The sequence below is a fragment of the Priestia flexa NBRC 15715 genome (genome assembly GCF_001591565.1).
GTDB classification, from domain to species: Bacteria; Bacillota; Bacilli; order Bacillales; family Bacillaceae_H; genus Priestia; species Priestia flexa.
In genome coordinates this window covers 1-8,035 of record NZ_BCVD01000147.1, presented here as the reverse complement: position 1 = coordinate 8,035, position 8,035 = coordinate 1, and the positions used below count along the sequence as shown (strand labels likewise).

At 38.0% G+C, this 8,035-nt stretch carries 6 protein-coding genes; 2 read left to right on the top strand and 4 right to left on the bottom strand.

Features of this window, described 5'->3' with window-relative positions:
• Positions 1-115: 115 nt before the first annotated feature.
• On the top strand, positions 116-1,009 hold the full coding sequence (locus BFL01S_RS17740; protein WP_025908170.1) for an AraC family transcriptional regulator: 894 nt from the start codon (positions 116-118) through the stop codon (positions 1,007-1,009).
• A 60-nt stretch (positions 1,010-1,069) separates the two neighbouring features.
• Here BFL01S_RS17740 and BFL01S_RS17735 read toward each other — a convergent pair whose 3' ends face one another.
• From BFL01S_RS17735 to BFL01S_RS17715, 4 genes are all read right to left on the bottom strand, one after another.
• Entirely contained in the window at positions 1,070-1,312 is a 243-nt protein-coding gene (locus BFL01S_RS17735; RefSeq protein ID WP_025908171.1) for a hypothetical protein, read from the bottom strand.
• Between the two features lie 377 nt (positions 1,313-1,689).
• Entirely contained in the window at positions 1,690-3,279 is a 1,590-nt protein-coding gene (locus tag BFL01S_RS17730; RefSeq protein WP_061786504.1) for a solute:sodium symporter family transporter, read from the bottom strand.
• An 828-nt stretch (positions 3,280-4,107) separates the two neighbouring features.
• Positions 4,108-6,708, bottom strand: coding sequence for an ATP-dependent chaperone ClpB (gene clpB / locus BFL01S_RS17720; protein ID WP_025908174.1), 2,601 nt, complete (start codon positions 6,706-6,708; stop codon positions 4,108-4,110).
• 103 nt (positions 6,709-6,811) lie between these two features.
• A complete protein-coding gene (locus tag BFL01S_RS17715; RefSeq protein WP_025908175.1) occupies positions 6,812-6,991 on the bottom strand; it encodes a YjzC family protein in 180 nt (59 codons plus the stop codon).
• A 224-nt stretch (positions 6,992-7,215) separates the two neighbouring features.
• Between BFL01S_RS17715 and BFL01S_RS17710 the strand changes: the two genes are divergently transcribed.
• Complete coding sequence (locus tag BFL01S_RS17710; protein ID WP_061786502.1) at positions 7,216-8,028, top strand: undecaprenyl-diphosphate phosphatase; 813 nt, start codon at positions 7,216-7,218, stop codon at positions 8,026-8,028.
• The last annotated feature ends 7 nt before the right edge of the window (positions 8,029-8,035 follow it).

Here is an 8,035-nt window from a genome sequence, read left to right as displayed (position 1 = left end):
TGTCTCAGTCTCCTTTTTTAATATTTTCATAAATAAAGTGAAATATATATAGCGAAATGAAAACGATTACGTTAAAGTATAAATAACAACATTTTTAAAAAAAGAAGGTGAAAATTTGCTACCACAATTTCAAACAAAAGAATATGCTACCTATGCTTATCGTTTCTTCGAATCCCGTACCAGTGATGTTGCACAGCTATGGTCAGTGGGATGGGATGAAGTATACTCTCCTCTTTATAATTGGAGCGGGAAACAGCGAAAAGAGGTAGGGAAATATATTTTTCAATATACAGTGTCTGGATATGGAATGATTGAAGTAGACGGAACTCAATATAAGGTAGATGCAGGTAAAGCCTTTATTGTCAGCACGCCGGGAGACTATAGATATTATTTACCTAAAGAGAGTGAAAATTGGGAATTTATCTTTTTAACGTTGTATGGTGATGAAGTGAAAAAATGCTGGGATTACATCAAAACAAAGTTCCAGTCAGTCATTCGATTCCACCCCGAATCAGCACCGATACAGCTTCTGGCTCAAATCTATAAGGGAGCAAGTGAAAAAAACATTACAGATCCATTTTATGCATCAAGCCTGTGCTATCGCTTTGTAATGGAGCTTTATCAATATGTAAAGAATATGGACTCCTTTACTGAAGACTGGCCTGAGAGCATTATTAGCTCTATCTTATTTGCTAGAAACCATTATCATGAAGAAATCGGCCCAGATGAAATGGCGGAATCAGCAAATTTATCTCGCTATCACTTCAGCCGCTTATTTAAGCAAACAACGGGATTGACTCCGATTCAATATTTAACAAAGATGCGGGTTCAAAAAGCAGCTGAACTTTTGAACCAAACAAAATACTCAATTGAAGAGATTGCAGAAAATGTCGGCTATGCCAATGCTAATTACCTTACGAAGGTGTTTCGTAAAACCACAAATATAACGCCTGGACAGTATCGAAAGAGCAACGCATCAATTGATGAGCTTTTTATTCTTCCAAAATAATCGTACAAGCAAAAAAATCCCTTTGTTGTCCAAGATTCTCGACAACAAAGGGATTTTCATTTATTTTTCCGGTATTTCTACAACAACAGAGCCGTTTTCATAAATAAAAGTAAGTTTCTTACCCGGAATAATCATATTTTCTAAAATGTCGCGTGCTGCTTGCAAAGCAATTTCCGTACGCTGTCTTTTTTCTTTTATTTCATCATCTGCTTCTTCAGTGCATTCAACGCTTCTAATTTGTTGAAGTGCTTGATCAATAAAGTCATATGCCTCATCATATACGCGCTCAACATGTTCTTTCATAAATTCAACCGATTCCTTTCCTTAACCTCTAATCGAATTACGCTTTGTGCTTATTATCTTAAAGGATAGTACTTCGTTCGACAATATGCAAGATAAGAAATATTCATTCAACCCGTAAAATACTCTACTCTCTAGAGACAAGTTTGTTACATTGCGCTCCAGACACTTGCTTTCCGCGGGGAAGAATCCCAGCCTGTTCGCTTCGCTGCGGGTTCCCAGCTCTTTCTCTCTTTCCCGCAGAAGTCGTCTTTTACGCTTCATTCCACCAGTTTTTCAACTTGTTTTCGGAACGAACAAAAAATATCCGACCGATTGCAGGTTAGCAATCGGTCGGATATCTCGTTGACTGAAATATTTATATCCCAGCCTCTTTTGTCTTAAGAAGCAATTCCAATTGGTGAAAAGAGCGCGTAAACTACTAACATTGCAAGAACCGCTGCAATTCCCATCGGATACAGAAGCTTCCAAGGGGTTAAATCTACTGCTTTTTGATCTTCTAACACATATAGATCTTGCTTTGGAGCAATTTTTCCGATGATAAACATTAATCCGCTACATAAAACGAATAAGATGGCTAAAATGTGAAGATAGTGTAAGCCTGTATCCCATACTAGCTGCGTTACGGCATAGATTGAGATAAATACAGCTAATGACACTTTTGCTGCAACCGCAGGCACTTTTTTCGTTACATAGCCGATAAATACAATCGTAAAGATTGGAACGTTATAAAAACCGTTAACCATCTGAAGATATGCAAAGAATCCGTTTGGTACATTTGCAATTAAAGGCGCTACGCACATTGCAAAAATAGCTAAGAATACGCCTACCATTTTTCCATTTTTTACAAGATCTTTATCCGTAGCTTTTGGCTTAAAATAAGGCTTGTAAATATTTAAAACAAAAAGCGTAACGCTCGAGTTTAACGCTGAGTTAAACGATGATAAAATAGCTCCGAATAATACAGCGGCAAAGAAACCAACAAGTGGCGTTGGCAATACATGATTAACCAACTTTGGATACGCTTCCATCGGTGGAAGTCCTGGTCCAAAAATATTAAATGCAATAATACCAGGGATAATTAAAAATGCCGGTCCTAATAGCTTTAAAAATGCTGCAATAATTAACCCTTTTTGCCCTTCTTTAAGATTTTTGGCAGCTAATGCACGCTGCATAATATGCTGTGCTGTTCCCCAATAAAACAAGTTTACAAGTAGCATTCCCGTAAACATCGTGCTGAACGGCACGGGATCTTTCTCTCCACCGATTGAATTTAGCTTCTCGGGGGTATTTTCCATAATTTTATTGAATCCATCAACTGGTGAACCATCACCTAAAGCCATCAGCCCTAAAAATGGAATCATTAATCCTCCAATCAATAAACCAATGCCATTTACCGTGTCTGATACAGCAACCGCTTTCAATCCTCCGAATATTGCGTAAATTGATCCAATAATTCCAATTCCCCATACTGTAATCCACAGCGCGGTCGTTGAACTAACTCCAAACATGCCTTGAACATTAAAGATGCTGCTTAGTGCAGTGGCTCCTGAATATAAAATAGGAGGTAATAAATTTAGTACATAGCCAAATAAAAATAAAATGGTAACAATCTGTTTAGTGCCTGAATCAAATCGAGATTCTAGAAAGTCTGGAATTGTTGTAATTCCACCTTTTAAATAGCGTGGAAGTAAAAATAACGCAACCAATACAAGAGCGATTGAAGAACCTACTTCCCAGCCCATTGCGGACATATTAAACGAATAACCATCCGCATTTAAGCCTACAAGCTGCTCTGTTGATAAGTTCGTCAATAACAGAGACCCAGCAATAACCCAACCAGTTAAGCTTCTTCCCCCTAAAAAATATCCTTCTGATGTTTCAAGATTTTCATCGCGAGTAAAGCGATATGAAATATATGCTACTAAAACGGTAAAGAATATAAATGATCCCACAGTGACTATATTCATTGATGAACACCCTTTTCTATTTTCTGTCGTGTGCATTTTGATGAAGGAGAGATATTTTTGAAGCAAACATCTACTTTCGTAACGCTTACAATTAGCTGTTTTCATATCATCATACTGTTTTTTGTCAGACAGTTCGATGATTTCTATACCTCTTTAATGAATCTATTTATACTGCTGCTTACTTTTTTTTATACGCTATTGATTCAACAAGCGCTAAACAAAGTAATGAAAGTAAGAGCTTGTCTTCTTTTCGTGCAAATTAACGACTTATTTTTTTTCATATTATATATGGTCGTAATTTTCAACGGAATTTTTTCATTTATAAACGAGCAGGTGTTACATAGCTATCGTTTATTTACGCTCGTATGTATGATTCCATTTTATTTCATTTTAGTCTGGCTTTCTCTTCACCTCTTTATAGAAATGAAAAAAAGCGCGTTGTTGACTCTTTCGTTAGGTGCTCTGCTATTAGCTTGTTATCCCTTAATATCGCTTATTTCGTTAGCATCACCTTTCTCTAGTTTACTATTGCTTTCCTCCTTTATCTGTATAAGTTCTTTTGAAACCAAACAAGTATACGCATAATTATTTACTGTCCGTTGTTTCTTTTAGGATCCCAAATAGTGCTTTGCTAAGAAAGCGAATTCAATAATTTATACTCATTCTATAAGCGCTTACAATTATAGTCAATAGTAAAAATCCATTCTCACAAAGGTAGTTTTTTGCTCATTAAAAAGATCGATTCTATAGCTCCAATGCTTACGAGAATACACTTCGTTTTTTAAAAGCACAAAAAGACCATTTAGCAATCACTAAATGGTCTTTTATTTATTGTTCAATAATGAACTCTTCACCTCTATTATCAATAACTACATCGCTATGATTTGTGATATGGCCAGCAATTAATTCCCTAGCAATTTTAGTTTCAACATACTTTTGAATAAATCGTTTAAGCGGGCGCGCACCATAAACAGGATCAAACCCTGCTTTCGCAATGTAGTTTTTTGCTTCTTCAGTTAGTGTCAGCGTAATATGTCTTTCTTGCAAACGGCTTTCAAGCTGCTTAAGAAGCTTTTCAATAATTGATTTTACTTCACTCACTGATAGTGGCTTAAATAAAATCGTGTCATCCACACGATTTAAAAACTCAGGTCGAAAATGCTGGCGAAGCTGCTGAAGTACTTGTTCTCGACTTGACTCCTCAATGTTTCCATCTTCTGTTAAACCTTCTAACAGTGTTTGTGAACCAATATTCGATGTCATAATAATAATCGTATTTTTAAAATCAACGGTCTTTCCTTTTGAATCTGTTATCCTTCCATCATCCAACATTTGAAGGAGCACGTTAAACACCTCTGGATGTGCTTTTTCAATTTCATCCAGCAAGACCACGGAGTATGGTTTTCTACGAACAGCTTCCGTTAACTGTCCTCCTTCTTCATAGCCAACATATCCTGGAGGAGCACCAATCAAGCGTGAAACTGCATGCTTTTCCATGTACTCAGACATATCAATACGAATAATATGATCTTCGCTGTCAAACAACGTTTCAGCTAACGTTTTAGCTAATTCTGTCTTTCCAACTCCAGTTGGGCCCAGAAAGATAAACGAACCGATTGGGCGATTTGGATCTTGAATGCCTGCTCGTGCTCGAATCACCGCATCAGTTACAAGCGACACTGCCTCATCCTGCCCAATTACGCGCGCTTTTAAAATAGATTCCATTTTTAACAGCTTTTCTCGCTCTCCTTCTACGAGCTTTGACACTGAAATGCCTGTCCATCGTCCCACAATTTCTGCAATTTCTTCTTCCGTAACTTCTTCACGCAGCAAACGAGACTCTTGTTTTTTTGCAGCTTCGGCCTCAAGCTGTTTTAATTCTTTCTCATAGGCTGGAATATGTCCATGACGAAGCTCTGCTGCTTTATTTAGGTCATAACGCCCTTCTGCTTCTTCTAGATCTCGCTTTGCTTTTTCTAGCTTTTCCCTGACGTCTTGGACAGCTTGAATGGACTGCTTCTCCTTCTCCCATTGAAGCTTCATCACGTCTGCTTTTTCAGTTAAGTTCGCTACTTCTTCCCGAATAGCGGTTAGACGCTGTGTACTAGCAAAGTCCGTTTCTTTACTTAATGCAGCCTCTTCAATCTGCAGCTGCATGACTCTTCTTGTTACCTCATCTAATTCTGCTGGCATAGAATCAATTTCTGTTCGAATGGTTGCACACGCTTCGTCAATCAGATCAATTGCTTTATCGGGCAAAAAACGGTCAGATATGTAGCGATCTGACATAACAGCAGCTGAAACAAGAGCCCGGTCATGGATGTTTACACCGTGATGAATTTCAAATCGTTCTTTTAACCCTCGAAGAATAGAAATCGTATCTTCTACCGTTGGCTCTTCAACTAACACTTGCTGAAAGCGGCGCTCTAACGCAGGGTCTTTTTCAATATATTGACGGTATTCATCCAGGGTTGTTGCTCCAATGCAGTGAAGTTCACCGCGAGCAAGCATTGGCTTGAGTAAATTTCCAGCATCCATGGCTCCATCTGTACGGCCAGCTCCTACAATGGTATGAAGCTCATCAATAAATAATAAAATTTGGCCATTGCTTTTTTTGACTTCTTGTAACACCGCTTTTAAACGCTCTTCAAATTCACCGCGAAACTTCGCTCCTGCTACTAAGGCTCCCATATCTAGAGCAAACACCATTTTATCCTTTAATCCTTCCGGCACATCTCTTCGCACAATACGCTGTGCAAGTCCTTCTACAATCGCCGTCTTCCCAACGCCTGGCTCTCCGATTAATACTGGATTATTCTTCGTTTTACGAGACAGGATTCGAATCACGCGACGAATTTCTTGATCTCGTCCAATAACAGGATCTACTTTGCCTTCTCGTACTTCTGCTACCAAATCACGACCATACTTGCTTAAAACTTCATATGTGCCTTCTGGTGTTTGGCTCGTAATGCGCTGGTTGCCACGAATTTTTTGCAGAACTTCCATTAGTTTTTGCTTCGTGATTCCGTACTGGCTAAATAACCTTCCCAAGCTAGTTGTAGAGGCCTCATTAGCAGCGGCTAAAAATAAATGCTCCACCGCCATGTACTCGTCTTTTAAACCGTCTGCCTCTTCTTGAGCTTTAACGAGCAGTTGCTGTAGAGCAGACGTAATATATATTTTGCCAGCTTCAACACCTGAACCTGTTACAGACGGCTTTTTCGCTAGCTCCGCTTCTACACTTTTTACAAACTTCTCTGTTTCAATATGTAAGTGCTCTAAAATACGAACTGCAATTCCATCTGGCTGATGAATCAATGAGTAAAGCAAGTGTAGACTATCAATTTCTTGATGACCTCGCTTGATGGCCTCAGATTGTGCGTTCATAACTCCTTCCTGAAGCTTTTGCGTCATTTTATTTACATCCATTGAAACCCCTCCGTTTTTGACTATTTTTGACCTTTATTTCATATTATAAAATGGTTTTCCCACGCAAGTAAAGCCATCTGCAGAAGATGGCTTTACTTGTGTATTATGGCTTTCTAATATATGTCCAATGACGATCATCATTAGACGTTTCTGGAAAGCGATCTCCTGCTTTTAACTTCACTTTTTTCGGATGATTCACGTTGCTTCCAGTTTCACCAATTTCTATATAAACACCATTATTTGGCGCTTTTTGACCTGCTGTAAAATGACGATTTTGTCCCATTTCCCTTCCTCCTTCATTAATAAAATCCAGCTCTTCTCTTATACTATGCCCCCTGTTTTTCATTTCATAATCAGGATATGAACTAGGAAAACATTAGAAAAAGCGTTTACATTTAAAGGAATTCCCCTTTTCACTTCACAGTGGCGCAAAGTTTTTTTATACTGGGATATGTACCTTTAACAAGTATCTAAATTAACTATTAAAAATGTAGAAAGGATTTATGCATGGAACAATTTTATTTGCTTTTGAAATATTTATTTTTAGGCCTTTTCCAAGGGATTACAGAGCCAATTCCTGTCTCGTCTAGCGGACATATTGTACTAGCTCAACATTTATTCGGTTTAAATATTGAAGGCCTCAGTTTTGAAATTTTAGTCAATACAGCTTCTCTCATTGCGGTACTCATTATTTATCGTGAAGATATTATTCGACTTATTGTAAATGGCCTTAAGTTCTTAAAAACAAAAGATCCAAATTCGAAATCAGATTTTCAATTTATTATCTATTTAATTATAGGAACAATTCCAGCAGGCGTTATCGGTGTACTGTTTGGCGATGTAATTGAAGCCAATCTAAAATCATTAAAAGTGCTTGGTTTTGCTTTAATTGCTACAGGTATTGCCCTTTGGATTATTCGTAACCTTCGCGGGCGAAAAAATGACGCAGCGCTTTCTGTAAAAGACGCTATCATTATTGGATTAGCACAGGCCGTAGCGCTTATCCCTGGAATTAGTCGCTCAGGGGCAACAATTGTTGCTGCTATGCTACGCGGAACAAAGCAAGAAACGGCTCTTCGTTTCTCATTTTTACTTTACATTCCCGTGAGCTTAGGTGTAACAGTATTAGGAATTAGCGACATCTTAAATGATCCAAACGTTTCTGAGCTATTACTACCCTATACAGTAGCTTTCTTTGCCTCATTAATCGCTTCTTACTTCTCATTAAAGTGGTTTATGGGCATTATGGCGCGAGGAAACTTAAAATACTTTGCCATTTACTGCTTCATTGTCGGTGCATTAGTGGTTATTTTCCTTTAAACAAAAA

Excerpts from the sequence above, each read along its gene's own strand:
- BFL01S_RS17735 (WP_025908171.1), bottom strand. The coding sequence starts at position 1,312 with ATGAAAGAACATGTTGAGCGCGTATATGATGAGGCATATGACTTTATT.
- BFL01S_RS17730 (WP_061786504.1), bottom strand. The coding sequence starts at position 3,279 with ATGAATATAGTCACTGTGGGATCATTTATATTCTTTACCGTTTTAGTA.
- clpB (WP_025908174.1), bottom strand. The coding sequence starts at position 6,708 with ATGGATGTAAATAAAATGACGCAAAAGCTTCAGGAAGGAGTTATGAAC.
- BFL01S_RS17715 (WP_025908175.1), bottom strand. The coding sequence starts at position 6,991 with ATGGGACAAAATCGTCATTTTACAGCAGGTCAAAAAGCGCCAAATAAT.
- BFL01S_RS17710 (WP_061786502.1), top strand. The coding sequence starts at position 7,216 with ATGGAACAATTTTATTTGCTTTTGAAATATTTATTTTTAGGCCTTTTC.